Source organism: Pseudomonas sp. W2Aug9 (assembly GCF_023127755.1).
Lineage (GTDB): Bacteria > Pseudomonadota > Gammaproteobacteria > Pseudomonadales > Pseudomonadaceae > Aquipseudomonas > Aquipseudomonas synxantha_A.
This window is the reverse complement of record NZ_SPKL01000035.1, coordinates 239952-265315: the sequence shown is the minus strand read 5'-3', so window position 1 is coordinate 265315 and position 25364 is coordinate 239952. Positions and strand designations below refer to the sequence as shown.

The following is a 25364-nucleotide window of genomic DNA, read 5'->3' as shown; positions in this document are numbered from 1 at the left end:
AGGTATGGAGTTCAGTCAATTGCGGATTTTCCAGGCCGTGGCGGAAGAGGGCTCCATCACCCGCGCCGCTGAACGTTTGCACCGCGTGCCATCGAACTTGTCGACCCGCCTCAAGCAGATGGAGGAGCAACTGGGAGTCGAGCTGTTTGTGCGTGAGCGCCAGCGGTTGCAGCTTTCTCCTGCGGGTAAAGTGCTGCTGGACTACAGCACTCGGCTGCTGGCGCTGCATGACGAAGCTCACAGCGCCGTACAAGGCGGGCAACCGGCTGGTGATTTTGTGCTGGGCAGCATGTACAGCACCGCCGCGGTGCATTTGCCCAAGCTGCTGGCGCGCTATCACAGGACTTACCCCATGGTGAACCTGCAAGTGCAGTCGGCGCCCAGCGGGGAGCTGCTGGAAGGTTTGATTACCGGACGGCTGGACGCAGCGTTTGTGGACGGTCCGCTGACCATCGCGACCCTGGATGGCGTACCGTTGTGCGAAGAGCGCCTGGTATTGATTTGCGAAGCCGATCACCCACCGGTGCGCGGTCCCCAGGACGTTGCCGGGCGATCTGTGTTCACGTTCCGACGCAGCTGCGCCTATCGCACGCGCCTGGAAACCTGGTTTTCCCACGAGCATGTGGCCATGGGGCGGGCTATCGAGATCGAGTCCTATCAAGGGATGCTCGCGTGTGTGATCGCCGGTTCGGGGGTGGCGTTGATGTCGCAATCGATGCTCGACAGCCTGCCAGGCAAGGACAGCGTGTCCGTTCATCCGCTGACCGGGCCTTTTGCCACTGCGACCACCTGGCTGATGTGGCGAAAGGGTATGCTCGGCGCTAACCTCAATGCATGGATCGACCTGCAGCACGAAGGCAGCCCGGCAAGCTTGGCAGATACGCGCGCCATCGCTTGAGCGATTCGTCAGGATTTGGATCAATCCAGTAATAGTTAGTTGTGGTTTCGTTCAAGCATTACCTAGGACTTAGGGCTACTATCTCTGTAGGAAACGGCGACAAAACTCACGCCGACCAGCACTACCCTCAAAGGGGGCAACCATGAAAGAGAAAATCCAGAACTGGCTCCACGATCTTGGCGTTGCGCTGGGCTTGATCGAGCCCCCGCTGCAACCGGTGCCGATCCGCACGGACGATGAGCAGCGCCGGCCCCGTCGCCGCTGAGTATCAGGCCCAAACAATATGGGAAATGTGGGAGCGGACTTGCTCGCGAATACGGTGCATCAGCCAGTAAATGGTTGAATGACACACCGCCTTCGCGAGCAAGCCCGCTCCCACAATTATTTTGTGCAGCGCAAAAAACGGGTGCGAACACCGACGTCGCACCCGCTGAAGAAATTATCCTAATAGCTCAAGCCGCCCGAGCCGCCACGGTATCCGGTTTGCGCGACAACATACTCACCAGCACAAAACTCACCAGGGCTACCGCCAGGCTGCAGTAAATCGGTGTGTTTGCATCCAACCCATCCTTGAACATAAACACCAGCGCGGTTACGAAACCCAGCGCCATGGACGTGATCGCGCCCGAGGTGGTGGCTCGCTTCCAGAATATCGCGCCAATCAGAGGTACCAACATACCGCCCACCAACAGGTTATAGGCCAGGGTCAGCGCGCTGATCACGTCATTCACCACCAGTGCGATGCCCAATACGGCAACACCGGTCATCAGGGTGAACACGCGGTTGATGCCCAGGCTCGATTGCTTGCCACCGCGCAGCCGTGGCAGCAGGTCTTCGGTCAACACGGTGGACGCAGCGAGCAGGCCGGCGCTGGCGGTGGACATCATCGCCGCCAGGGCAGCCGCAATCACCAGGCCACGAATACCGTCCGGTAACGAGGCTTTGACGATGGCGGCAAAGGCATTGTTGACGTTATCCAGGTCCGGGATCAGCACGTGAGCCGCCATGCCAATCAGGGCGCACGCCAGGCCGTAGAGAATGCAGTAGAAACCGGCGAAAGTGCCCGCGTACTGGGCGACCTTTTCATCACGGGCGGTGAATACTCGCTGCCAGATATCCTGGCCGATCAGGATGCCGAAGAAGTAGATCATGAAGTAAGTGATGATCGTGTCCCAACCGATCGCGGTAAAGCTGAAGTTCGACGCCGGCAGCTTGGCCACCAGTTCATCCCAGCCGCCGACGCGGTACAGGCAGATCGGCAGCAGGATGAACATCAGGCCGACGGTCTTGATCACAAATTGCACGATATCGGTCAGGGTCAGCGACCACATGCCACCGATGGTTGAATACACCACCACCACACCGCCGCCTACCAGCACCGACATCCAGAACGGCAAGTCGAACAGCACTTGCAATACGGTGCCGATTGCCAGGATCGAGGTCACGCCGATCATCAGTGCATAGGCCAGCATGATCACAGCGCTGGCCTGGCGCGCCATGGGGTTGTAGCGTTTTTCCAGGACCTGGGTCACGGTGAAGATTTTCAGCTTCAGCAGCGGCTTGGCCAGGAACAGGTTCAGCGCAATGATCCCGGCGCCCAGCGCGGCGCACAGCCAGAAACCTGAAATGCCGTGCACATAACCCAAGCGCACGGTGCCGACGGTGGAGGCGCCGCCCAATACCGTGGCGGCCATGGTGCCCATGTACAGCGATGGGCCGAGGTTACGGCCCGCCACCAGATAGTCTTCGTGGGTTTTGGCGCGGCGCATACCGTAGTAGCCAAGCACGAGCATACCGGCGGCGTAGATGAGTACGACGAATAAATCCAAAGCCATGACGGTGATTCTCCGATTATCTTTTTTATGGGCGATCAAGCGGCAGCCGGCTCGGTCAACACGCGAGCGAAGGTCAGGTATATCGTTGGACGGGGATCTGCGCGATCCCCTTGATTGTTATCGTGAAGGCATCAGCGATGCGCGACGCCAGGCAATACGCAGAGCATCTCGTACAGCAAGTTGGCGCCCAGCAGCGAGGTGTTGCCGGTGGTGTCATAGGGCGGCGAAACTTCCACCAGATCACAACCAATCAGGTCCAGGCCCTGGCAGCCACGGATGATCTCGATCGCCTGGATGGTGGTCAGCCCGCCGATTTCCGGGGTGCCGGTGCCGGGTGCCCAGGCGGGATCGATGCCGTCGATATCGAAGCTGAGGTACACCGGGCCGCCGCCGACTTTCTCCCGCACTTGGGCCATCAACGGGGCCAGGGAGTGGTGCCAGCATTCTTCGGCCTGGACCACGCGAAAGCCTTGCTTGCGGCTCCAGTTGAAGTCTTCGGCGGTGTAGCCCTGGGCACGCAGGCCGATCTGCACCACGCGGTCGCAATCGAGCAACCCTTCTTCCACGGCGCGGCGGAAGGTGGTGCCGTGGGCGATTTTTTCGCCGAACATATGGTCGTTGACGTCGGCATGGGCATCGATGTGCACCAGCCCGACCTTGCCGTGTTTCTTGTGGATCGCCCGCAGGATCGGCAGGGTGATGGTGTGGTCGCCGCCCAGGGTCAGGGGGATCACGTCGTGCTCGAGGATTTCATCGTAGGCCTCTTCGATGATGCGCACGGCGTCGAGCAGGTTGAAGGTGTTGATCGCCACGTCGCCGATGTCGGCCACTGACAGTGAGTCGAACGGTGCCGCCCCGGTGGCCATGTTGTAGGGGCGGATCATCACCGACTCGGCGCGGATTTCCCGAGGCCCGAAGCGTGTGCCGGCGCGCAGCGAGGTGCCAATATCCAGGGGCACGCCGATAAAGGCAGCGTCCAGACCCTTGGCCGTTTGCAGGTGGGGAAGACGCATCATGGTGGCGATGCCGGCGAAGCGCGGCATTTCGTTGCCGCCCAGTGGTTGGTGGAAAATCTTGTCCACGGGATTGCCTCATCGTTGTTTTGTTTATTGATGGCCGATTCTGCGAAAAGCCCGGGGCAGGAAGAATCGGCAGGGGCAAATACTTAGTTCAGATTTTTCTAAACTAATGCAGGGAGGTAGACTGCATGCATCCCTGTCCGGAACCGACCATGGCCAACGCCTTGCCCGACCTGAAACTCCTGCGCATCTTCGTCAGCGTCGTGCGCCACCAGGGGTTCGCCAATGCCCAGCACGAACTCAACCTGTCGACGTCGGCCATCAGCACGTATATGAGCCAACTCGAATCCGCGCTGGGCCTGGTGCTGTGCCATCGAGGACGTGGCGGCTTCAGCCTGACCAGCAAAGGCGAGCTGTTTCATCAGGAAACCCTGCGCCTGTTGGGCGAGCTCGAGGGCTTCGAGCAATACGCCGCCGCGCTCAAAGGCGAGTTGCGCGGCACGCTCAAGCTGGGCGTGCTTGATTCCACCGTCAGCGACAAGGCCCTGCCATTCGCCGAAGTGATTGGCGCCTACAGCCTGGAACATCCGGCGGTTCACCTGAATCTGTCGGTGATGAGCCCCTACGAACTGCAACTGGGCGTACAGGACAACCGCCTGGACCTGGCAATCGGTGCGTTCTCCAACCGTATGAGCGGGCTGATCTATATGCCGCTGTACCGCGAACAGCACTGGCTGTATTGCAGCAACCGGCACCCGCTGTTCAGCGAGCGGCGTATTCCCGAACAGGTCATCACTCAGCAACGTATGGTCGGCCGCGGCTACTGGAGCCAGGCCGAACTGGCGCGCCACGGCTTCAAACACAGCGCCGCGACCGTGGAAAGTATGGAAGCGCAGTTGATCCTGGTATTGTCCGGCGCCTACATCGGTTACCTGCCCGAACACTACGCCCAGGCCTGGGCCGACAAGGGTGACCTGCGCGTGTTACTGCCGGCGACCTTCGGCTACCAGGCGCCGTTCTCGATGATCATGCGCCGTGGTCGTAGCCGTGAACCGCTGATCCAGACCTTCCGCGACTTGCTCAAGACCCAGCTTAACCAGGCCTGAAAAAACCATGTCCAGACCCCAATGCCCGCAATGCTTGCGGCCGACCACTCATTGCCTCTGTGCACTGATCCCGACCCTCGACAGCCGCACTCGCGTGTTGCTGTTGCAGCACCCGAGCGAGGTCGGCCATGCGCTCAATACCGCGAGGTTGGCGGCGTTGGGCTTGAATAATGCGCAGTTGGTGGTGGGGGAGGTGTTTGATGATCTGGCGACGTTATTAAACCCGCCTGGTTATCGGGCGCGGCTGTTGTTTCCGGCGGATGACGCCGAGCCGCTGCGCGCTTATGCACCTGACGATCAGCCATTGTTATTGGTGGTTCCCGATGGCACCTGGCGCAAGGCGCGCAAGCTGTTGCACCTCAATCCTTTGCTGGCGGCGTTGCCCCGGGTGACATTGGCCCTAGGCGGCGTTTCCCGCTATCGCTTGCGCAAGGCGCCGGGGCCTGGTGCCTTGTCGACGGTTGAAGCAATCACGCAAGCGTTGCAGGTATTGGAAGCTCCACTATCGTTCGAGCCGCTGCTCAAACCCTTTGAAGCGCTGATCGAAGGGCAGATTGCTGCGATGGGGGATGAGGTATTCCAGAGAAATCATGGTGAAGGGCAGAAGGATTAGCAGGTTTGACGAGGCTTGCCCCCGATGGAGCCCTCACAGTCAACACTTTAATGGCTTATGCCTTTAAGCCATAAGCACCGCACTTTGCGTGATATGGCCCGCCGGCCTTTCCCGGTATGATGTCCGCCCCCGCAGTCTGGATTGCGAATACGCCATGACCTTGCAGTACCCCACAATCGCCGATTGCGTCGGCAACACGCCCCTGGTCCGCTTGCAACGCATGGCGGGTGAAACCAGCAATACCCTGTTGCTCAAACTCGAAGGCAACAACCCGGCCGGCTCCGTCAAGGACCGCCCGGCGCTGTCGATGATCGCCCGCGCCGAGTTGCGCGGGCAGATCAAGCCAGGCGACACCCTGATTGAAGCCACCTCGGGTAACACCGGGATCGCCCTGGCCATGGCCGCCGCGATCAAAGGCTACAAGATGGTGCTGATCATGCCCGACAACGGCAGTGCCGAGCGCAAGGCGGCGATGACCGCTTACGGTGCCCAGCTGATCCTGGTCACCCAGGAAGAAGGCATGGAAGGCGCCCGTGACCTCGCCGAGCGTATGGCCGCCGAAGGCCGTGGCGTGGTGCTGGACCAGTTCGCCAACGGTGACAATCCCGAGGCGCACTACACCAGCACCGGCCCGGAAATCTGGCGCCAGACCCAGGGCACCATTACCCATTTCGTCAGTTCCATGGGCACCACCGGCACCATCATGGGCAACTCGCGCTACCTGAAGGAGCAGAACCCTGCGATCCAGATCGTCGGTCTGCAACCGATGGAAGGCGCGGCCATCCCCGGTATCCGCCGCTGGCCCGAAGAGTACTTGCCGAAGATCTACAACGCGACGCGAGTAGACCGCATCATCGACATGGCCCAGCGCGAAGCCGAAGACACTACGCGCCGTCTGGCCCGTGAAGAAGGCATCTTCTGCGGCGTGTCCTCCGGCGGCGCTGTGGCCGGTATGTTGCGCTTGTCCAAAGAAGTGGAAAACGCGGTGATCGTCGCGATCATCTGTGACCGAGGCGACCGCTACCTGTCGACCGGCATCTTCGACGAACCCAACTGATGGCCAAGCACGAGAGAGGCCTGCGCTTCCAGCCGACAGGCGGCAGCCGGGCCCCGCAGATCCCGGTGGGCAAGAAACAGCGCCTGACCATCGAGCGCCTGGCCAATGATGGCCGTGGCATTGTGTTCTTTGAAGGCCGCACCTGGTTTGTGAATGGTGCGCTGGCCGGCGAAGAAGTCGAAGCACGGGTGTTGGGCGCCCACGGCAAAGTGGTTGAGGCCCGCACCGAGCGGGTGTTCAAGGCCAGTGAGCTACGGCGCCCGGCACCCTGCGCCCACGTTGGCCGCTGCGGCGGTTGCAGCGTGCAGCATCTGCCCCATGATCAGCAACTTGCCCTGAAACAGCGCATGCTCGCCGAGCAGTTGTCGCGGGTGGCAGGTGTCGAACCGCAAGAGTGGGCGCCGCCGTTGAGCGGGCCGGAGTTCGGTTACCGGCGTCGCGCCCGTGTGGCCGTACGTTGGGACGCCAAGGCGAAGAAACTCGAAGTGGGTTTTCGCGCCGTGGCCAGTCAGGACATCGTCGCTATCGACGATTGCCCGGTGCTGGTACAAGCCTTGCAACCGATCATGCAGCGCTTGCCGAATATGCTGCGTCGCCTGAGCAAACCGCAGGCGCTGGGGCATGTGGAGCTGTTCAGTGGTTCGTCCACCGCCGTTTTGCTGCGGCATATGGCACCGCTGTCCGAAGCAGACCTGCTGATCCTTAAAGAATTCTGTACCTTCCATGAGGCCCAATTGTGGCTGCATGGCGAGGGCCAGCCGGAACCTGCCGAGCCCGACCAGGCCCTGGGGTTTCGCCTGGATGCGTGGAATCTGGAACTGGCTTACCGGCCGGGAGATTTTGTGCAGGTCAACGCCGGGGTCAATCAGGCGATGGTTGCCCAGGCATTGGAGTGGCTGGCGCCACAAGCCGACGAACGGGTGCTGGACCTGTTTTGCGGCCTTGGCAACTTCGCCTTGCCGCTGGCGCGCCAGGTGCGCGAAGTGGTGGCGGTAGAGGGTGTGCAGACCATGGTGGACCGTGCGGCACTCAATGCCGCGAGCAACCATTTGCCTAACGTGCAGTTCTTTCAGGCCGACCTGTCTCAGCCTTTGACTGACGCGCCATGGGCCAAACAGGGCTTTTCTGCGGTACTCTTGGACCCACCCCGCGATGGTGCCCAAGAGGTTGTGCGCAAGCTCGCCACCCTTGGAGCCAAGCGCCTGGTGTATGTGTCCTGTAACCCAGCTACGCTGGCGCGGGACACGGTTGAGTTGGTCAAGCAAGGCTACCGGCTAAAGCGTGCCGGGATTCTCGACATGTTTCCGCAGACTGCGCATGTCGAGGCCATGGCGTTATTTGAAGCGGGCTAGGATGCCCGTTTAATCCGACTGGCCTGCGTTCTCCAAGGCCTTGGTACTGCTACGGAGCTCGCAGTAAAAGTCGGCGATGATTTTGGCGCATCAAAGGTGCGTCGTAGGGAAGGTAAGCAAGATGGTACAGGTGAGAGCACACCAGCCGATCAACACCGACGGCAGTATCAATCTCGAGGCATGGCTGGATCATGCCGTCAGTGTCGACCCGGCACTGGACCGTGAAGCCTTGAAAGCAGCCTGCGAGTTCGCTCGTGAGTCTGAGCAGCAAGACAATGCGGCCAAGAACCTGTGGGCCGAAGGCACTTCAAGCTTTCGCACCGGGTTGGAAATCGCCGAGATCCTCGCCGATCTCAAGCTGGATCAGGATTCGCTGATCGCCGCCGTGCTGTATCGCGGCGTGCGCGAGGGGCATATTCCGTTGGCGACCGTTGGACAGCGCTTCGGCTCGGTGGTGACCAAGCTGATCGACGGCGTGCTGCGCATGGCGGCCATCAGTGCCAGCCTCAGCCCGCGCCAGTCGATGGTGCTGGGCACCCAGGGCCAGGTGGAAAACCTGCGCAAGATGCTGGTGGCGATGGTCGACGACGTGCGCGTCGCCCTGATCAAGCTGGCCGAGCGTACCTGCGCGATCCGTGCGGTGAAGACCGCCGACGACGAAAAGCGCAACCGCGTCGCCCGCGAAGTCTTCGACATCTACGCGCCGCTGGCCCACCGCCTGGGCATCGGCCACATCAAGTGGGAGCTGGAGGACCTGTCCTTTCGCTACCTGGAGCCGGACCAATACAAACAGATCGCCACGTTGCTGCACGAGCGGCGCCTGGATCGCGAGCGCTTTATCAGCGACGTGATGGGCCAGCTGCGTTCCGAGCTGCAGGCAACTGGCGTAGACGCCGACATCAGCGGCCGCGCCAAGCACATCTACTCGATCTGGCGCAAAATGCAGCGCAAGGGCCTGGCCTTCAGCCAGATCTATGACGTGCGGGCGGTGCGCGTGCTGGTGCCGGAAATGCGCGATTGCTACACCGCGCTGGGGATCGTTCACACTCTGTGGCGCCACATCCCCAAGGAGTTCGACGACTACATCGCCAACCCCAAGGAAAACGGCTACCGCTCGCTGCACACCGCGGTGATCGGCCCTGAAGGCAAGGTGCTGGAAGTGCAGATCCGCACCCACGCGATGCACGAGGAGGCCGAGCTGGGCGTGTGCGCGCACTGGCGCTACAAGGGCACCGACGTCAAGGCCGGGTCCAACCAGTACGAAGAGAAAATCTCCTGGCTGCGCCAAGTGCTGGAATGGCACGAAGAACTCGGCGACATCGGCGGGCTGGCCGAACAGCTGCGGGTGGATATCGAGCCGGACCGGGTCTATATCTTCACCCCCGACGGCCATGCCATCGACTTGCCCAAGGGCGCCACGCCGCTGGATTTTGCCTACCGCGTGCACACCGAAATCGGCCATAACTGCCGGGGCGCCAAGATCAACGGGCGCATCGTGCCGCTCAACTACAGCCTGCAAACCGGTGAACAGGTCGAGATCATCACCAGCAAGCACGGCACGCCGAGCCGCGACTGGCTGAACCCGAACCTGGGCTATATCACCACCTCGCGGGCGCGGGCGAAGATCGTTCACTGGTTCAAACTTCAAGCGCGCGACCAGAACGTCGCCGCCGGCAAGACCCTGCTCGAACGCGAACTGGCGCGCCTGGGTCTGCCTCAGGTGGACTTCGACAAGCTGGCCGAAAAGGCCAACATGAAGATCGCCGAAGACATGTTCGCCGCCCTCGGTGCCGGTGACCTGCGCCTGGCGCAACTGGTCAACCTGGCCCAGCAACTGGTCGAGCCCGAGCGCGGCAACGAACAGCTGGAACTCATCCCACGCAAGGCCACGGGTTACAAACCGGGCAAGCGTGGCGATATCCAGATCCAGGGCGTGGGCAACCTGATGACGCAAATGGCCGGCTGCTGCCAGCCGTTGCCGGGCGACGCCATTGTCGGCTACATCACCCAGGGCCGTGGCGTGAGCATTCACCGCCAGGACTGCGCCTCGGTGCTGCAACTGGGCGGGCGCGAGCCGGAGCGGATCATCCAGGTCAGTTGGGGGCCGGTGCCGGTGCTCACTTACCCGGTGGACATCATCATCCGTGCCTACGATCGTTCCGGCTTGCTGCGTGACGTCTCGCAAGTGCTGCTCAACGAGCGGATCAACGTGCTGGCGGTCAACACCCGCTCGAACAAAGAGGACAACACGGCGTTGATGTCCCTGACCATCGAGATTCCGGGGTTGGACGCACTGGGACGGTTGCTTGGGAGGATTTCCCAGTTGCCGAACATCATCGAGACGCGGCGCAACCGTACCCCATGAATAGCTGGATGAACGCGAACTGAATTGTGTTAGCTGCTTCATGTGGGAGCTGGCTTGCCTGCGATAGCACCACCTCGGTTTAACTGAAGCACCGAGTCGCGAGCATCGCAGGCAAGCCAGCTCCCACATTGGATTTTCAGCGGAAAGAGATACGATGTATTCACTCGAAGACCTGCTGCACCTGATGAACCGCCTGCGCGACCCGCAATACGGCTGCCCGTGGGACATCAAGCAAACCTACGCGACCATCGTCCCGCACACGCTGGAGGAGGCCTATGAAGTGGCCGACGCCATCGAGCGCGGCGATTTCGATCACCTGCAAGGTGAGCTGGGCGACCTGCTGTTCCAAGTGGTGTATTACAGCCAACTGGCGCGGGAAGAAGGGCGCTTCGAATTTGCCGGCGTGATCGACAGCATCACCCGTAAGTTGATTCGCCGGCATCCTCACGTGTTCCCAACCGGCGACCTGTACGCACCGCTGGATATCCCGCAGTTGAGCGAAGAACAGGTCAAGGAGCGCTGGGAGCAGATCAAAGCTGAGGAGCGCGCAGAAAAGTCCGACGCTCCCGAGCAACTCTCCCTGCTCGATGATGTGCCCACCGCCTTACCTTCGTTGTCCCGTGCGGCCAAATTGCAAAAGCGCGCCAGCCAGGTCGGTTTCGACTGGCCGGCCGCCTTGCCGGTGGTGGACAACGTGCGTGAAGAGTTGGATGAAGTGCTCGAAGCCATGGCCGATAACGATCCGCAGGCCATTGCCGATGAAGTCGGTGACCTGCTGTTTGCCGCCGTCAACCTGGCCCGTCACCTCAAGGTTGACCCGGAAACCGCACTGCGCGGTGCCAATGCCAAGTTCGAACGACGTTTCCGATTTATCGAACAGGCATTGCGCGATACGCACCAACCCATAGAAGATTGCACCCTCGAAGAGTTGGACGCCCTGTGGGGCGAAGCCAAACGCCAGGAAAAGAATGTGTCCAGCTGCGGTTGAGCAGCTGCCTAAGTGAGTAAGCACCATGAGCCTTTCCCTTCGCGACCAGTTGCTCAAAGCAGGTCTGGTCAACCAAAAGCAGGCCAAGCAGGTCGGCAAAGAGAAGCAGAAGCAGCAGCGTCTGGTCCACAAGGGCCAGGCCGAAGTCGATGATACCCAGGCACGCCTGGCCGCTGAGGCACACGCCGAGAAGGTCAAGCGTGACCAGGAGCTCAACCGCCAGCAGCAGGAAAAAGCCGAAGCCAAGGCGCGTACCGCCCAGGTCAAGCAGTTGATCGAAACCTCGCGCCTGCCCAAGTTGACCACCGAGGACTACTACAACTTTGTCGATGACAAGAAGGTCAAGCGCCTCTCGGTCAACACCTTGATGCGCAACAAGCTGAGCAACGGCTCTCTGGCGATCGTGCACCACGGTGGCGGCTACGAGGTGATCCCGCGTGAAGCGGCGCTCAAGATCCAGGAACGTGCACCGGAGCGCATCGTGCAGCTCAACATCCTCACCGAAAGCCAGGTGCCGGATGAGGATGATCCGTACGCTGCCTACCAGATCCCTGACGATCTGATGTGGTAAGCCGCTAGAAACGACAAACCCCGCCAAAAGGCGGGGTTTGTGTTTTAAGCGTGCAGCGTCAGCCGGTTACCAATCCACTGCGTAACTCAGGCTGAAGGTACGGCCCTCGGCATTCGGGTACGGTGCGCGGGCATTGGCCTGGGCGAACATGTTCTGGTAGTTGCGGTTGGTAAGGTTGTACACCGCACCTTCGAGGCGACCTACCGGTAGCCTTACCGAGCCCAGCAGGTCAACCAAGGTATAGCCCTGGATATCGCGACCGTTGTTGTCCTTGGCCGCCGCGTCATAGTCGGCCAGGCGCATCCCCTGCAAGCGCAGGCTGTAGTCGTCACGCTGATAGCCGACAAAAGCGGTGGTCTTGGCGGGGGAAATACGCGTGGCGGGCAGGTCGATCCATTTGCCGTTCTGCTGGGTCTCGCCCTTGGCGTAAGCGTAAGTACCGCCGACGGACCACTGGTCGTTGACGTTATAAGTCAGGCTGGTTTCGGCACCGCGCACGCGTTCTTTCTGATTGATCAGGCGCAATACACGGTCGTTGGCATCGTAGAACTGCGTGACATCCGAGGTGTTTTCATACGCGGTGACACTGGCCTGCCACTTGTCCCAGTCGCCACGCCAGCCCAGCTCGTAACTGTCGACTTTCAGAGCCTGGGCATTGAGGTCCTGAATATCGTATTTGCTGTTCACGTCACGCAGGAAGCGCTGGATATCCGGCAGGGAAAAGCCCTGGCTGAAGTTGACGAACACGTCCTGGTTTTCGGTCAGGTGATACACCGCCCCGAGGTTATACAGCGTGTCATCGTATTTGAGCGTGCCGCCGGGCAGTGTGGCGCGGTTGCCGGTCTGGACGATTTCGCCGTAGGCGATGCTGTCGGAGACTTTGCTCTCAATCCACTCGCGACGTATTCCACCGCGTAAGGTCCAGTCATCGATGTCGTAGGACAGCTGACCAAAGATGGCTTTGGTGGTGGTCTCAATATCCGGGCCCAGTTCGAACGTGGTCCCGGTTTTGCTGTAGCTCAGGCCATTGACCCGGTATTGGTCGCCACGCTGGCGTGAGGTTTCATGATCATAGTCAGCCCCCCACACCAGGTTGCCGGTTGCCGGGCCGATGTCCGGCATCTGCGTATCGATCGCCGCACGCAGGCCATAGACATCCTGCACGCTGTTGTTGTCGGACACGCCTGCCCGACCCCGGGACAGGTCCGGGAAGAACAGGGCGTCGGCCCGCCGCCAGTAACTTTCGACCTGCAGGCCCTGGCCGTAGAAATCCTTATCGGCGTAGTTAAGGTTGACCGCCTGGTTATGGGTGTAGGGCTGGTCGCCCAGGTCCAGGCCTTTTACCGCGACTGCGTTGCTGGTGATGCGCGGGTTCTTGGTGTAGCGGGTGTCTTGTTCGTCTTTATAGTCTTGCAGCGACAGGCTGATCTTCTTGTCGTCATCGAGCTCGTAGCCGAAGCGACCTTGCAGGTCGTAGGTGTCGGTGTCCATGTTGCTGCCCTGGGACGTATCCTGGGGAATGCGCTTGCCGTTACCGTCGAACTGGTCGTTGCGCTGCACGGTATTGCCCGACAGATACCAGTCCACTGGACCCTTGCGCCCGGTAGCGCTTTGGAACGCCTCGTAAGCGAACCCCTTGTGGCTGAAGTTATTGCCGGCGGTCATGCCGATCTTGCTGCTGAAGGCCAGGTCCTCACCCTTGTTGCGCTTGGTGATGATGTTGATGATGCCGCCCGATGCGCCTGCGCCGTAGACGCTGCTGGCGCCGGAGATCACTTCGATGCGCTCGATGCTTTCCGGTGCCACGCTGTTGAGCTGGCGGAAGTTATCGCGCGTGGCGTTTTGTGAAACCCCATCGATCAGGATCAGGGTATTACGCCCGCGAAGCGTTTGGCCGAAGTTGCTCATGCCGCCGCTGGAAGGCGCAATGCCAGGCACCAGTTGGCCGAGGATATCTGCGACCCGACGCCCCGCGCCCGTTTGCTGGCGGATCTGTTCTTCGTTGATGACCTGCACGGAGCCTGGAATCTGCGCGATGCTGGTTTCATTGCGCGTCGCCGACACCACGGTCGCTTGCAACTGCAGGCTGGTCGGCTCTGTCTGTTCGGCCCAGGCGGGGGCACTGATCGAGCCGAGAAGCGGCAGCAGAACGGCCAATTGCGATGTGTTCATGGATTTGTCTCAGAGTTATTAGAAGTATTGACAGAAAAATCGGATGTCTCAGGCGCTCGCGTACATGAACGGATGGCGCGGATACTCACGGCGGCCAATGCGTAGGTCAGTGCGACCAGCCAGAAGCTGTGCGCCAGGCCCACCCATCCCATGCCGATACCGCCTATCAATGCGCCGCACAGCGCACCTGCTTTGGCGGCGCTGTTGCCCATGCCCAGGGCGAAACCCTGCTGGCTGGACGCTACGGTATTGGCGATCAGCGTGTAGGCCACGGGCAATAAAGCACCCTGCCACACGCCCCATAGCAGCCGGCTGGCGATGAACCCCAACCACTCACTGGCCAGCGCCGTGCCGGCCAGTGTGAGCGCGCACGCCCAGGTGACCCACTCGATGATGCGCAGCGTATGCGCTGGTTGATGTCGATCGAACAGGCGGCCCCATAACGGCGCGGACAGTGCCAGGGTCAAGGCGCTGGCGCCATAGCTGGCGCCGATCAGCCACGCGGGTGCCTGCAAAACCTCGGCAACATATAAGGCGTAAAACGGTTGCGGCATCATCCTGGCCGCCTGGATCAATACGATGATTCCCAACATTGCGCCCAGCCAGCCTTTGGGCAGTGCGACAGGCTTCGATGGGCGGGCAGGTCTGGATCGTGGTGAATCGCTGGGCAAGAACGCGCTGATTATCGCGCACAACAGGCAGACGGCGGTGGCGCTGTAGCACAGCAATGCGAAACCGGATATGTCCATCAGCCAGCCGCCCAATACCGGCCCGGCCAGGGAGCCTACGGCGGTGGCTGATTGCAGCCGCGCAAGAATGTGCCCGCGTCCACTCTCACCGCAGCAGGCCAGCGCGTAGGCTTGGGCAGCTGCAATGAAACCGGCCAATGCACCTTGCACCACGCGGATGACCACCAGCCACCACGGATCGGGCGTCATCGCAGCCAGCGCCTGGCACACCGCCAATGCCAGCAACGCCCGGATGATCATCGGCTTATGGCCGGTACGGTCGCCCAGTTTCCCCCACATGGGTGTGAGGATCATCGCTGCCATCATCGGCCCAGCATATACCAGCGAAGACAGCAGGCCGGTGTACTGGGCATTGGCGACGCCCAGCAGCTTCTGGATTTGCAGCGGCCAAAACGGCCCGCTCATCTCCATCGCCCCCATCGACACCAACTGAATCACCACCAGCAGCCGCAGCGCTGTGTTGTTAGTCGGCATTGGCGGCCGCGCTCAACGGGTTGGGCAGGCGTCCGACGATATCGGCATGACTCTCCAGCAGGCGCATGCGCATGAACGACTTGGCCGGCCACGGTTGCTCCAGCAGTGCTTCGCGCTCGGCTGCCCAGCGTTGCGGTTCAACCTGTGAGCGCAGGTTGTCGAAACACTGGCTGACCTGTGCCGACAGTTCATTCCAGAGCAGCGCCTGGGGGATGTCGAAGTGGCGCGCAGCAAGCAGGATCAACTCACCCAGATGGCACATGAATACGGTGTGCAGCAGTTTGTCCCGTACGAAACCTGCGTCGTCGTACAGCGTCATCTTCGGGTCGTGTAGTTCGACGTCCAGGCCGTGGGCGTGCAAGGTCTTGCGGTCGATACGGATATCGCCGAAATCGCGCAACAGCAGGCGGCTCAATTGCCCATCTGCAGTCATGACCATGAAGGAGTTCTGCTGATGGGCCTCGAAAGCGACGCCGTAACGCAAATACATGCCCAGCAGCGCCGGCACACTGATCGCCGCGTACTCATGGAAGAACGCGAGCATGGCCGCCGCATCGTCTTTGCCTTGGCTCAGGCGCACCCATTGGCGCAGCAGCGGCTGGCCGTGTTGATCAATGGCAAACAGGCTGCCCACCGGTACGGCCATTTCCCCGGGCTTGAGCTGGCTCTGGGGATTGTCGCGATAGAGCACCGCCAGGTGGCGGGAGTGCTCGTCATTGGCCGGTTGGGGCTTGAAATGCACACCGATACGCTCGGGAACGATGCTGAGGATTTTCTGAATCGCAGGCTCGCGCTCCAGGATGGTCAGCAGCAGGTGACTGATCCGTGGGCCCATGCGCGCCGAGCGCGGTGAGACGGTGCGCTGCACGCTGGTCAGGCGCAGCGACACCGGCAGTTTGACCATGGGCGCATCGCAACGCCCGTCAGGCAATACGGTCCTGAATGACATGGTGGGGTGGGCGGTAAACGCGACGATATCGGTCAGCACCAGCAGCTTGTCGCCGATTGCATCGGCGAACAGCTGGGGCAGCTCCTGACGTGCCTGCCAGGGATGGGCAGGCACCGGCAGATAATCGCCTGCTTCAAGGCCTTGTGCTTGAAGTGTCGCGGTTAATTGCTGCGCCGCGTGTGGAAAGTGACTGCTCCACCACTGCCAGTAATCCGCCGTCCCGGCCAACGTTTCGACATGGGCAAACTGGCGATGCAGCGCGCACAGCAGCACGGGGAAGCGTGCTTCGAACTCCGGCGAATAGTCGATGACTTGGCTGGTACCCAGGCCCAGCTTGGTCTTGTAGTTGGGGTGCCACGGGTGCCCCAATGTTCCCCACTGCTCAAGTATGGATGTCGGATTGATCGTGCCTGCACCGTGCTTGAGATGACTCAGCAGGTTGCCTTGATGTACTGGGTCCATGGACGCATGCAGCTTGAGCGTCCATTGCTCATGGAAAGCGAGGCACAAGGTGTCGTTGATGAAGCTGTCGTCGATCTCGGCATTGAGGCGGTTGAGCACTTCCAGGTCGGCAGGTGACGTGAGGCTGGCGTTAAGCAACGTCAACAACTGTGATGGGAACTGGATCTTCTGGTCGGGCTGACCTTCGCGCAACAGGATGACTTTGCCACGCAGGTCCCAGCTGGCCATGCGGCCAGGACGCAAATGATCAAAGCGCAGGCGAGCCTGACAAGGCAGTGTCAGCGAGCATTGCCCATGTTCGTCGTAAATGAGGGTGCTGGGGTCCAGCAGGCTTTCACGAAACAATGCTTGGATCAGGCGTTGGAAGCTACGTTCAGCGGCAGGTGCCAGCGTATTGACCAAGTCGTCGAGGCTGATGTGGCTGGCCTGGAATTGCGCAGTGGCAAGCGCTTCGCTCCAGCGTTCCAGTAACGCGTTTTCCGGCTTCCTGCTATTTCCGTGCATCTAATTGATTCCCTGATCGTGAGCCTGAATGAAAGGCGCATGAATGATATCGAGAATCATTATTTGTGTGTGCTTTTGTTACATTAATTCATATCGAATTTTTGACAAAAAAACCGCGCTCGAAAAGCGCGGTTTTTGATGTAGACGGCCCGGCTGCGTGGGCCGGGCGTCGACTTGATTTCAGAGTTTCAGGAGCTTTTCGCCTGGCGTTGCAATTCGAGAGTTTCAAGCTCGTTTTTATAATTGTGGGCATCGCTCTCGTTGTGAAACATGCCGACCAATACGTCTTGCTGATGGACATCCCAGATGTGAATCCCGTGGCCTACCGCCTCGTGGGACATATGCTCATCGTCGCGTTCAGTTACTTTTACAGTCATCTGCTTGCTCCAATCTCTGGTTGATCTGCGGCAAGTCGTCGCAGGCCTCTGTTATATTATTTGTTAGCTTGCTAAGTAAACTGATTTTGCGCGCAATAATTCATTGCAGAAAACGCAACAATCGCGCAGGCCGCTAAACCCGTGGCATTCGGTCGCAGGGGCATGAGTTTTATGACAAAAGTTTCATGTTTGCTTCTAGCAATAAGACCTTTGTCGGCCCTACCACCGCTATCGGGAGCAAGCCCCCTCCCACATTTGAAATGCATTCCACTGTGGGAGGGGGCGTGCTCCCGATAGCGTCATAAGCTTCACAGTAAAATTTCCAGGCAAAAAAAAGCCCCGCATTCAGCGAGGCTCTCTTCCAGCTCATCAGCGCAATCAGCTGCCTTTGACGGCCTTACCGTCAACGGTGCCATCCTGCAGCATGATGTTGTATTCCTTGCCGTCGGTCTCAACCTGGCGCAGGGCAACCAGAATGCCGCCCTGGTCCTTGGCAAACCACATCTGCGTGATGCGCTTGCTCTGGGAGGGATCACGTACGCGTTCAACCTTGATCGCGTCAATGGAGCCTACCTTGGTCTGAACCTTTTCCGGGCCAATCACACGGAAGTCATAGGTATCGACATCAGTACCTTCGGCCACTCGGTAGCTCATGCTCTTCTTGCCGGCAGCCACGTCGCGCTGAAGGGCGAGCTGATACGTGGACTTGTCGAGCATGCCGCTTTCGAGGGTGACGTTGACCGGATCCTTGTTTTCAAAGCCGGTGATTTTCTTGTTCGCCTGGTCGAAATCCAGGTTGATCTTCTTAGCCTTGCCCAAACCGCCGCGCTCGAAGCTGTAGCTCTTGGGTTGCAGGGTGTCCTTGTCGAACAGGATCACGCTGGTTTCAGTCAGGCTGGCAATCATCATCGAGGCCTTGAAGTTCAAGGTCCAGGTGCCGTCGCCGTTTTTGGTCAGGCTGCGTTCAGCCGAACCACTCATGGGCAGTTGCTTCCAGTCGGCGGTGTAGCTGACGGAGAAAGGGTGAAGGTCTGCCGCTTGTACGGCAGGCAAAGCGAACAGCGCAAAAGCGAAGAGCAGGGCGCGACGCATAAAATCTCCTAGGTTCGAATCAAGTGGCCGCTGGCCGCGAGTAACTGACCGTCCAATAATGCACCCTGGTCACCAAGAATCAACCGTCCCTCGGCAAACCAGCGAACAGCCAGCGGGTAAATCCTGTGTTCCTGGGTATGAACCCGTTGCGCAAGCGTCTGCGCCGAGTCGCCTGACTCTACCGGAACCACTGCCTGTACGACCAGAGGCCCGCCATCGAGTTCCTCGGTGACAAAGTGCACGCTGCAGCCATGCTCGCTGTCGCCGGCGTCGAGGGCGCGCTGATGGGTGTGCATGCCTTTGTACTTGGGCAGCAGGGAAGGGTGGATATTGAGCAGGCGCCCTTCGTAGTGCCGCACGAAATCAGCACTGAGGATGCGCATGAAGCCGGCAAGCACGACGAGCTTGGGTTTGAAGGCGTCGATCAGTTCGACCAGGGCGCGGTCGAAGGCCTCGCGGCCGTCGAACGCCTTGTGATCCAGCGAGCGGGTGTCGATACCCGCGTCCCTGGCGCGTTGCAGGCCGTAGGCGTCGCTGCGGTTGGAAATCACCGCAGCGATGCGCACCGGGCTGTCGCCGCTGCGCGTGCTATCGATCAGGGCCTGCAAGTTACTGCCGGTGCCGGAGAGCAGCACCACGACATCACAGGTTGCAGGCATCAGTGCGCCTTAAGGTTCTTCAGTTCAACCTGGGCTGCGCCTTCTGGAGCAGTGGCGATCTGGCCGATGACCCAAGGTTGCTCGCCGGCTTCACGCAATACGTTCAGCGCGGTTTCAACGTGCTCTTGCGCCACGCAGATGACCATGCCCACGCCGCAGTTCAGCACGCGGTGCATCTCGGTTTCGTTGACGTTGCCTTTCTCTTGCAGCCAATCGAAGACTGCCGGGCGCTGCCAGCTGGCCACGTCGACAATCGCCTGGGCGCCTTTTGGCAGGACGCGCGGGATGTTGTCCAGCAGACCGCCGCCGGTGATGTGGGCCATGGCCTTGACGGCGCCGGTGTCCTTGATCAGCTTGAGCAGTGGCTTGACGTAAATGCGGGTCGGGGCCATCAGCAGGTCGGTCAGAGGCTTGCCGTCGAGCTGGATGTTCTCGATGTCGGCGCCGGACACTTCGATGATCTTGCGGATCAGCGAGTAACCGTTGGAGTGCGGGCCGGACGATGGCAGGGCGAGCAGGGCGTCGCCGGCAGCCACTTTGGAGCCGTCGATGATCTCGGCTTTTTCCACGACGCCGACGCAGAAACCGGCCAGGTCGTAGTCTTCGCCTTCGTACATGCCTGGCATTTCAGCGGTTTCGCCGCCGACCAGCGAGCACCCCGACAGTTCGCAGCCGGCGCCGATGCCGGTGACCACCTGGGTTGCGGTTTCGACATTGAGCTTGCCGGTGGCGTAGTAGTCGAGGAAGAACAACGGCTCGGCGCCGCACACCACCAGGTCGTTGACGCACATGGCAACCAGGTCGATGCCGATGCTGTCGTGCTTGTTCAGGTTCAGGGCCAGGCGCAGCTTGGTGCCTACGCCGTCGGTGCCGGACACCAGTACAGGCTGCTTGTAGCCGGCCGGGATTTCGCAGAGGGCGCCAAAACCGCCCAGGCCGCCCATGACTTCAGGGCGCGCAGTGCGCTTGGCGACGCTCTTGATGCGTTCGACCAATGCTTCACCGGCGTCGATGTCTACACCGGCGTCCTTGTAGCTCAGGGAGGGTTGCTTGCTCATGATCCAGGCCTTTAGGGGGGGATTCAGGGGTAACGACCGAGCGGGCGGGCGCTTTTTAAAAAGGCCGCTGCCGTTGACGGTCTGCGAAGGCGCGCGATTTTATCAGGCTTGAAGGGCAGCGGCCATCCTCGGGCCGACGGGCAGGGCCATATAGATTAAAAAAGCCGGTTAAAAAATGCTGATCGGCTCTGCCAAGCGGCGTATTAAGGTATAGCCTTGAACCCGCTATCTTTATGACAGTACAAAAACTTACCGAGGCCCTGTGAATGTTTTGCCGGGTGCTGTGGTCACAGCCTGGCTAAACCGATTCACGCGGTCTGTTCCAGCCGCTAAATTTGTCGTTCGGGAATCTTCCATGCGTCTGTGTAAATTCTTCTTTGTGGGCTGTTTGTCGTTGGTCAGCCTGGCGAGTCATGCCGAAACCCTCAATGGCCTCTATCAAGTGCTCGAACCGGTCAGCAGCCAGTCGCCCCAGGAGCGTGACCAGGCCACCCAGCGCGCCGTGCAGACTCTGGTGATTCGCCTCACCGGCGACGCCAAGGCCGCCGATGGCCCGGGCCTGGCGGCAATCCGCAAGGACCCGCAACAAATCATCACCCAATATGGCTACGACGCGGGCCCGCCCGAGAGCCTGCAAGTGGACTTCGACCCGGTCAGCACCGACCGCGCCTTGCGTGATGCCGGCCTGTCGATCTGGGGCAGTAATCGGCCGTCGATTCTCGGTTGGTGGCTGAACGATTCCACCGAAGGCAGCAGCCTGGTCGGCGATGGCCAGGCGGTTGCCCAGACACTGCGCCGCGCCGCGCAACACCGTGGCTTGCCGTTGCGCCTGCCGCTGGGCGACCTGGATGAGCAAGTGGTTGCCACTGCACCGAATCTGGAAAGCGCGGACGCTGCGCCCTTGCGTGCAGCCTCCGAGCGCTACGGAGCCGATGCGTTGCTGGCTGTGCATGCGCGCCAGGAAGGTAGTCAGTGGCAGGCCAAATGGCGTCTGTGGCTGGGCGATAAGTCTGAGCAAGGTACCGTCCAAGGCGCTGATACTGCCGCACTGGCAGATGCTGTATTGCTGGAGGTCAGCCAAAAGCTGGCGCCGCGCTTTGCGGTCAAGCCTGGCGTGAGCAGCGAGCAGTTGCTGGAAGTGCAAGGCATGAACCTGGAGCGCTACGCCGCCCTGGGCCGGTTGCTGGAGCCCTTTGGCGGTCAGCCGCAGTTAGTGGACGGCAATCGCATTGTGTATCGCGTCAACGGCAGTGCCGAGCAGCTGCGTACCCAATTGAGCCTGGCCAAGTTGCAGGAAATTCCCGCAGGTGAAACCCCGGCCCAGCAACCTGTGGTCGATGGCACGCAACCGGCTGCTGTACCTGAGCCTCAGGCGCAACTGCGGTTTCGTTGGTAAATAGTGCTCCTTCTTCTATATAGAAGAAGGGCGTCGATAATAGATGGAGTGGTTTATGGCGGATACGCGTCGTTGGGTGTGGCTTGGCGGGATAGTCCTGCTGTGCGGTTTTGTGTTCTTGCTGCATTCGATCCTGACGCCGTTTCTGGTGGCGCTGTTGCTCGCCTATCTGTTCGATCCCGTGGTGGATCGCCTGGAAAAAGCCGGTATGTCGCGTACTTTGGGCGTGGTCACGGTGTTCGCACTGTTCACGCTGATTATCACGGCGCTGGTGTTGATACTGGTGCCGATGCTGGCCAAGCAGCTGTTTCGCCTCTACGAGCTGGCGCCGCAGATGCTCGACTGGTTGCAGCACACGGCAATGCCGTGGGCCCAGTCCAAGTTCGGGTTGGCGGATGGGTTCTGGAAGTTCGACAAGGTCAAGGCGGCCATCAGCGAGCATATGGACAAGACCACCGATATCGTCACGGTGGTGCTCAGCCAGGCAACCGCTTCGAGCCTGGCGCTGATCGGCTGGTTGACCAACCTGGTGCTGATCCCGGTGGTGGCGTTTTACCTGCTGCGTGATTGGGACATCATGATGGCCAAGATCCGCAGCCTGCTGCCCCGTGACCGTGAAGAACGCATCGTCTCCCTTGCTGCAGAATGCCATGAAGTACTGGGGGCATTCGTTCGCGGTCAGTTGCTGGTGATGCTGGCGTTGGGGGTGATCTACGCAGCTGGCTTGATGGCCATCGGTCTGGAGCTGGGGCTGTTGATCGGCTTGATCGCAGGCCTGGCAGCCATCGTGCCGTATATGGGCTTTGTGATTGGTATCGGTGCGGCGCTGGTGGCCGGACTGTTCCAGTTTGGCGGCGACCTCTACCCAATGCTGGGGATTGTCGCGGTGTTCATGGTCGGCCAGGCATTGGAAGGCATGGTACTTACGCCGTTGCTGGTAGGCGATCGGATTGGCCTGCACCCGGTGGCGGTGATCTTTGCGATCCTGGCGGGTGGCGAGTTGTTCGGGTTTACCGGCATTCTGCTGGCGCTGCCGGTGGCGGCGGTGATCATGGTGCTGGTGCGTCATGTTCACGACTTGTACAAGGATTCGGACGTGTATACGGGCGTTGATGAGCCCGAGTTGTAATCGCAATGTCACAACCCGGCCAAGGCCGGGTTTGTTGTTTCTGGCGGTGGTGCGTCAAACAATCCGCGTGAAACCGCCAAGTTAACGCAAACCTTTGATTTTGCTTGTGGTCTGCTGCATTGTGCACCCGGCGTCACGGGTATAAACTTTGCAAACTTTACACAGAGGCCACTAACGGTTCGATGGGAGCCGTTCAGTCAGCATGAAACCGATTCAGCTGCCCCTAGGTGTGCGTCTGCGTGATGACGCTACCTTTATCAATTACTACCCAGGCGCCAATGCCGCTGCACTCGGCTATGTGGAGCGGCTTTGCGAAGCCGACGCCGGGTGGACTGAAAGCCTGATCTATCTGTGGGGCAAGCATGGCGTGGGGCGTACCCACCTGTTGCAGGCCGCGTGCCTGCGTTTCGAACAGATGGGCGAGCCGGCAGTGTATTTGCCCCTGGCCGAGTTGATGGACCGCGGCATCGGCATCTTCGACAACCTTGAGCAATACGAACTGGTGTGCCTAGACGACTTGCAGGCGGTGGCCGGCAAGGCGGATTGGGAAGAAGCGCTGTTTCACCTGTTCAACCGCCTGCGCGACAGCGGTCGTCGTTTGCTGATCGCCGCTTCCACATCGCCTCGTGAGCTGCCGGTGAAGCTGGCCGACCTCAAGTCGCGCCTGACCCTGGCGTTGATCTTCCAGATGCGCCCGTTGTCCGATGAGGACAAGTTGCGTGCCCTGCAGCTGCGTGCTTCCCGACGTGGCCTGCACCTGACCGACGAAGTCGGGCACTTTATCCTGACTCGTGGCACCCGCAGCATGAGCGCGCTGTTCGATTTGCTTGAGCAGCTTGACCAGGCTTCGTTGCAGGCGCAAAGAAAATTGACGATTCCTTTTCTGAAAGAAACGCTGGGTTGGTAAGGCGTTGATTTGCCACTAATCGGCATTTTACGGGCGCCAGAAAACCTGCGTTTGAGCCCAGCGGGCCACGCAAGTGCAGTGATAAATGGAATTACGGCTTAGATGGCATAGTCCAAACAATAAGTCACATAGATCACGATTGAATTTGCAAATCGATGTGATAGAGGGCATAGTCTCGGCTTCTTTACACATCAGCCACGGTCGTGCCCATGCTAAATCGCTTCGCACCCCTCGTGCCTCTCGCACTCGTTACCCTATTGTTTGGTTGCGCCTCCCACCCTCAACAGGTGGCAGAACAGCCCAAACCACAGGTTCAAAATCAGGCCAAGTTCGTTGCTGCACAGTCTGCTTCTGTTTATGAAGAAGAGATGGCAACCGAAAAAGAACTCGCCGAGTTTTCAGACAGCAAGCCTTACCAGCTGCCCCTTCTGGCCGACAGCATTCTTGAACGCGGCAAGTCCCTGATCGGTACTCGTTACCGTTTTGGCGGCACCTCTGAAGCCGGTTTCGATTGCAGCGGTTTCATCGGTTATCTGTTTCGTGAAGAAGCTGGCATGAACCTGCCTCGCTCCACCCGCGAAATGATCAACGTGGATGCACCGTTGGTCGCACGCAACAACCTCAAGCCGGGCGATCTGCTTTTCTTTAGTACCAGTGGTCGTGGTCGTGTCAGCCACGCCGGTATCTACCTGGGCGATAACCAGTTTATCCACTCCAGCAGCCGCCGCAGCGGTGGTGTTCGGGTCGATAACCTGGGCGACAGCTACTGGAGCAAAACCTTCATCGAAGCCAAGCGCGCACTCGCCATGGCCCCGACTACGGTTACCGCTAGTAAGTAAAGTTAAAGTGATACTTGAAGTTTGACGTGTAAGCGCTAGAATCCCTGGACATTGTTGTTATCCGTTCGCGCGAGCTTTGCTTGCGCGTTCTGGTTTTCAACGTTCGGCAGCGAAAGCCGCATCCAGACCAGGATTGTTCTGCACATGTCGACCTCGGCCCGCCTGATGCTCATTGTTTGCGCCGCGCTGCTCAGCGCCTGCGCCAGCCGTCCACCGCCGCCCGCGCCTGTAGCGGTCAAGCCCAAGCCGGTATTCAACTACGCCACCCAGAATTTTTCGCCTGCTGCCGAAGACGTGCTCTTCCGTGCGCTGGGCCTGGTCGGCACGCCTTATCGCTGGGGCGGCAACACACCGGATTCGGGGTTTGATTGCAGTGGCCTGATCGGCTTTGTGTTCCGCGACGCCGCCGGCATTTCCCTGCCGCGCACCACCCGCGAACTGATCGTGATGCGTGGCCAGGACGTCAGCGAGCAGAACCTGCAAACCGGTGACTTGCTGTTCTTCGCCACAGGCGGTGGTTCACGGGTCAGCCATGCGGGAATCTATGTCGGGGAAGGGCGCTTTGTGCATGCGCCGCAAACCGGCGGTACGGTTAAGCTCGACACGCTATCCAAAGCGTATTGGCAGAATGCCTACCTGAGTGCCAAGCGGGTTTTACCGGGGAATCTGGCACGCAACCCTTGAGTCGTACATAGATCCAGTGTGGGAGGGGGCTTGCCCCCGATAGTGGTGTAACAGTCGGCACATACTCAGCTGACAGACCGCAATCGGGGGCAAGCCCCCTCCCACATTA

General features: G+C 60.2%; 23 protein-coding genes. 14 read left to right on the top strand and 9 right to left on the bottom strand.

Features of this window, described 5'->3' with window-relative positions:
* Positions 1–4: 4 nt before the first annotated feature.
* The gene (locus E3O56_RS21935; protein WP_032880001.1) at positions 5–898 is read left to right on the top strand and encodes a LysR family transcriptional regulator; all 894 of its coding nucleotides are present in this window, start codon (positions 5–7) and stop codon (positions 896–898) included.
* Between the two features lie 142 nt (positions 899–1040).
* Positions 1041–1163 carry a PA1414 family protein gene (locus E3O56_RS26820; RefSeq protein ID WP_003193089.1) on the top strand — a complete coding sequence of 41 codons (123 nt, stop codon included), beginning with the start codon at positions 1041–1043 and terminating at the stop codon, positions 1161–1163.
* 187 nt (positions 1164–1350) lie between these two features.
* On the opposite strand, the gene E3O56_RS21930 is transcribed toward E3O56_RS26820, so the two are convergent.
* Entirely contained in the window at positions 1351–2733 is a 1383-nt protein-coding gene (locus E3O56_RS21930; RefSeq protein ID WP_103733661.1) for a sodium:solute symporter, read from the bottom strand.
* A gap of 131 nt (positions 2734–2864) precedes the next feature.
* Positions 2865–3815: an agmatinase gene (gene speB / locus E3O56_RS21925; RefSeq protein WP_032880005.1), complete on the bottom strand. Its 951-nt coding sequence runs from the start codon at positions 3813–3815 to the stop codon at positions 2865–2867.
* 149 nt (positions 3816–3964) lie between these two features.
* Here speB and E3O56_RS21920 point away from each other — a divergent pair, with 149 nt between their 5' ends.
* From E3O56_RS21920 to E3O56_RS21890, 7 genes are all read left to right on the top strand, one after another.
* On the top strand, positions 3965–4858 hold the full coding sequence (locus tag E3O56_RS21920) for a LysR family transcriptional regulator (protein WP_005790200.1): 894 nt from the start codon (positions 3965–3967) through the stop codon (positions 4856–4858).
* 7 nt (positions 4859–4865) lie between these two features.
* Positions 4866–5471 (top strand): DTW domain-containing protein, encoded by a 606-nt coding sequence (locus tag E3O56_RS21915; protein WP_032880007.1) that lies wholly within the window; start codon positions 4866–4868, stop codon positions 5469–5471.
* 154 nt (positions 5472–5625) lie between these two features.
* A complete protein-coding gene (gene cysM, locus E3O56_RS21910) occupies positions 5626–6528 on the top strand; it encodes a cysteine synthase CysM (RefSeq protein ID WP_003193080.1) in 903 nt (300 codons plus the stop codon).
* Entirely contained in the window at positions 6528–7880 is a 1353-nt protein-coding gene (gene rlmD, locus E3O56_RS21905; protein ID WP_032880008.1) for a 23S rRNA (uracil(1939)-C(5))-methyltransferase RlmD, read from the top strand. Before cysM ends, rlmD begins: the two co-directional genes overlap by 1 nt.
* Positions 7881–8001: 121 nt before the next feature.
* Complete coding sequence (relA, locus tag E3O56_RS21900; RefSeq protein WP_032880009.1) at positions 8002–10245, top strand: GTP diphosphokinase; 2244 nt, start codon at positions 8002–8004, stop codon at positions 10243–10245.
* A 154-nt stretch (positions 10246–10399) separates the two neighbouring features.
* A complete protein-coding gene (gene mazG, locus E3O56_RS21895; RefSeq protein WP_032880011.1) occupies positions 10400–11233 on the top strand; it encodes a nucleoside triphosphate pyrophosphohydrolase in 834 nt (277 codons plus the stop codon).
* A 25-nt stretch (positions 11234–11258) separates the two neighbouring features.
* Positions 11259–11804 carry a DUF2058 domain-containing protein gene (locus E3O56_RS21890; protein WP_014719402.1) on the top strand — a complete coding sequence of 182 codons (546 nt, stop codon included), beginning with the start codon at positions 11259–11261 and terminating at the stop codon, positions 11802–11804.
* Positions 11805–11870: 66 nt separating this feature from the next.
* On the opposite strand, the gene E3O56_RS21885 is transcribed toward E3O56_RS21890, so the two are convergent.
* The 7 genes from E3O56_RS21885 to purM all read right to left on the bottom strand — a co-directional run bounded on the left by E3O56_RS21885 (position 11871) and on the right by purM (position 20300).
* Complete coding sequence (locus E3O56_RS21885) at positions 11871–13976, bottom strand: TonB-dependent receptor (RefSeq protein WP_078821994.1); 2106 nt, start codon at positions 13974–13976, stop codon at positions 11871–11873.
* A complete protein-coding gene (locus E3O56_RS21880; RefSeq protein ID WP_078821993.1) occupies positions 13973–15199 on the bottom strand; it encodes an MFS transporter in 1227 nt (408 codons plus the stop codon). The genes E3O56_RS21885 and E3O56_RS21880 overlap by 4 nt, the downstream gene beginning before the upstream one ends.
* Positions 15189–17114, bottom strand: a complete 1926-nt coding sequence (locus E3O56_RS21875; protein WP_248128977.1) for an IucA/IucC family protein — start codon at positions 17112–17114, stop codon at positions 15189–15191. The genes E3O56_RS21880 and E3O56_RS21875 overlap by 11 nt, the downstream gene beginning before the upstream one ends.
* A 188-nt stretch (positions 17115–17302) precedes the next feature.
* Entirely contained in the window at positions 17303–17491 is a 189-nt protein-coding gene (locus E3O56_RS21870) for a hypothetical protein (RefSeq protein ID WP_003193064.1), read from the bottom strand.
* 378 nt (positions 17492–17869) lie between these two features.
* The gene (locus E3O56_RS21865; protein ID WP_032880017.1) at positions 17870–18583 is read right to left on the bottom strand and encodes a DUF3108 domain-containing protein; all 714 of its coding nucleotides are present in this window, start codon (positions 18581–18583) and stop codon (positions 17870–17872) included.
* Between the two features lie 8 nt (positions 18584–18591).
* A complete protein-coding gene (gene purN, locus E3O56_RS21860; RefSeq protein WP_032880020.1) occupies positions 18592–19242 on the bottom strand; it encodes a phosphoribosylglycinamide formyltransferase in 651 nt (216 codons plus the stop codon).
* On the bottom strand, positions 19242–20300 hold the full coding sequence (gene purM / locus E3O56_RS21855) for a phosphoribosylformylglycinamidine cyclo-ligase (RefSeq protein WP_005790182.1): 1059 nt from the start codon (positions 20298–20300) through the stop codon (positions 19242–19244). Before purM ends, purN begins: the two co-directional genes overlap by 1 nt.
* A gap of 355 nt (positions 20301–20655) precedes the next feature.
* On the opposite strand from purM, the gene E3O56_RS21850 reads away from it, so the two are divergent.
* From E3O56_RS21850 to E3O56_RS21830, 5 genes are all read left to right on the top strand, one after another.
* Positions 20656–21696, top strand: coding sequence for a DUF2066 domain-containing protein (locus E3O56_RS21850; RefSeq protein ID WP_103733666.1), 1041 nt, complete (start codon positions 20656–20658; stop codon positions 21694–21696).
* A gap of 55 nt (positions 21697–21751) precedes the next feature.
* Positions 21752–22825, top strand: coding sequence for an AI-2E family transporter (locus E3O56_RS21845; RefSeq protein WP_005790179.1), 1074 nt, complete (start codon positions 21752–21754; stop codon positions 22823–22825).
* A gap of 202 nt (positions 22826–23027) precedes the next feature.
* The gene (gene hda / locus E3O56_RS21840) at positions 23028–23732 is read left to right on the top strand and encodes a DnaA regulatory inactivator Hda (protein ID WP_027603798.1); all 705 of its coding nucleotides are present in this window, start codon (positions 23028–23030) and stop codon (positions 23730–23732) included.
* A gap of 209 nt (positions 23733–23941) precedes the next feature.
* Positions 23942–24571 (top strand): NlpC/P60 family protein, encoded by a 630-nt coding sequence (locus E3O56_RS21835; protein WP_005790175.1) that lies wholly within the window; start codon positions 23942–23944, stop codon positions 24569–24571.
* 144 nt (positions 24572–24715) lie between these two features.
* Positions 24716–25255, top strand: coding sequence for a C40 family peptidase (locus E3O56_RS21830; RefSeq protein ID WP_005790173.1), 540 nt, complete (start codon positions 24716–24718; stop codon positions 25253–25255).
* The last annotated feature ends 109 nt before the right edge of the window (positions 25256–25364 follow it).

What these genes read in the sequence shown, in the direction of transcription:
- hda (WP_027603798.1), top strand. Translation starts at nt 23,028, where the DNA reads ATGAAACCGATTCAGCTGCCCCTAGGTGTGCGTCTGCGTGATGACGCT.
- relA (WP_032880009.1), top strand. Translation starts at nt 8,002, where the DNA reads ATGGTACAGGTGAGAGCACACCAGCCGATCAACACCGACGGCAGTATC.
- E3O56_RS21845 (WP_005790179.1), top strand. Translation starts at nt 21,752, where the DNA reads ATGGCGGATACGCGTCGTTGGGTGTGGCTTGGCGGGATAGTCCTGCTG.
- E3O56_RS21885 (WP_078821994.1), bottom strand. Translation starts at nt 13,976, where the DNA reads ATGAACACATCGCAATTGGCCGTTCTGCTGCCGCTTCTCGGCTCGATC.
- E3O56_RS21880 (WP_078821993.1), bottom strand. Translation starts at nt 15,199, where the DNA reads ATGCCGACTAACAACACAGCGCTGCGGCTGCTGGTGGTGATTCAGTTG.
- cysM (WP_003193080.1), top strand. Translation starts at nt 5,626, where the DNA reads ATGACCTTGCAGTACCCCACAATCGCCGATTGCGTCGGCAACACGCCC.
- mazG (WP_032880011.1), top strand. Translation starts at nt 10,400, where the DNA reads ATGTATTCACTCGAAGACCTGCTGCACCTGATGAACCGCCTGCGCGAC.
- E3O56_RS26820 (WP_003193089.1), top strand. Translation starts at nt 1,041, where the DNA reads ATGAAAGAGAAAATCCAGAACTGGCTCCACGATCTTGGCGTTGCGCTG.
- E3O56_RS21935 (WP_032880001.1), top strand. Translation starts at nt 5, where the DNA reads ATGGAGTTCAGTCAATTGCGGATTTTCCAGGCCGTGGCGGAAGAGGGC.
- E3O56_RS21835 (WP_005790175.1), top strand. Translation starts at nt 23,942, where the DNA reads ATGCTAAATCGCTTCGCACCCCTCGTGCCTCTCGCACTCGTTACCCTA.
- E3O56_RS21850 (WP_103733666.1), top strand. Translation starts at nt 20,656, where the DNA reads ATGCGTCTGTGTAAATTCTTCTTTGTGGGCTGTTTGTCGTTGGTCAGC.
- E3O56_RS21870 (WP_003193064.1), bottom strand. Translation starts at nt 17,491, where the DNA reads ATGACTGTAAAAGTAACTGAACGCGACGATGAGCATATGTCCCACGAG.
- E3O56_RS21890 (WP_014719402.1), top strand. Translation starts at nt 11,259, where the DNA reads ATGAGCCTTTCCCTTCGCGACCAGTTGCTCAAAGCAGGTCTGGTCAAC.
- purM (WP_005790182.1), bottom strand. Translation starts at nt 20,300, where the DNA reads ATGAGCAAGCAACCCTCCCTGAGCTACAAGGACGCCGGTGTAGACATC.
- E3O56_RS21915 (WP_032880007.1), top strand. Translation starts at nt 4,866, where the DNA reads ATGTCCAGACCCCAATGCCCGCAATGCTTGCGGCCGACCACTCATTGC.
- rlmD (WP_032880008.1), top strand. Translation starts at nt 6,528, where the DNA reads ATGGCCAAGCACGAGAGAGGCCTGCGCTTCCAGCCGACAGGCGGCAGC.
- purN (WP_032880020.1), bottom strand. Translation starts at nt 19,242, where the DNA reads ATGCCTGCAACCTGTGATGTCGTGGTGCTGCTCTCCGGCACCGGCAGT.
- E3O56_RS21865 (WP_032880017.1), bottom strand. Translation starts at nt 18,583, where the DNA reads ATGCGTCGCGCCCTGCTCTTCGCTTTTGCGCTGTTCGCTTTGCCTGCC.
- E3O56_RS21830 (WP_005790173.1), top strand. Translation starts at nt 24,716, where the DNA reads ATGTCGACCTCGGCCCGCCTGATGCTCATTGTTTGCGCCGCGCTGCTC.
- E3O56_RS21920 (WP_005790200.1), top strand. Translation starts at nt 3,965, where the DNA reads ATGGCCAACGCCTTGCCCGACCTGAAACTCCTGCGCATCTTCGTCAGC.
- E3O56_RS21875 (WP_248128977.1), bottom strand. Translation starts at nt 17,114, where the DNA reads ATGCACGGAAATAGCAGGAAGCCGGAAAACGCGTTACTGGAACGCTGG.
- E3O56_RS21930 (WP_103733661.1), bottom strand. Translation starts at nt 2,733, where the DNA reads ATGGCTTTGGATTTATTCGTCGTACTCATCTACGCCGCCGGTATGCTC.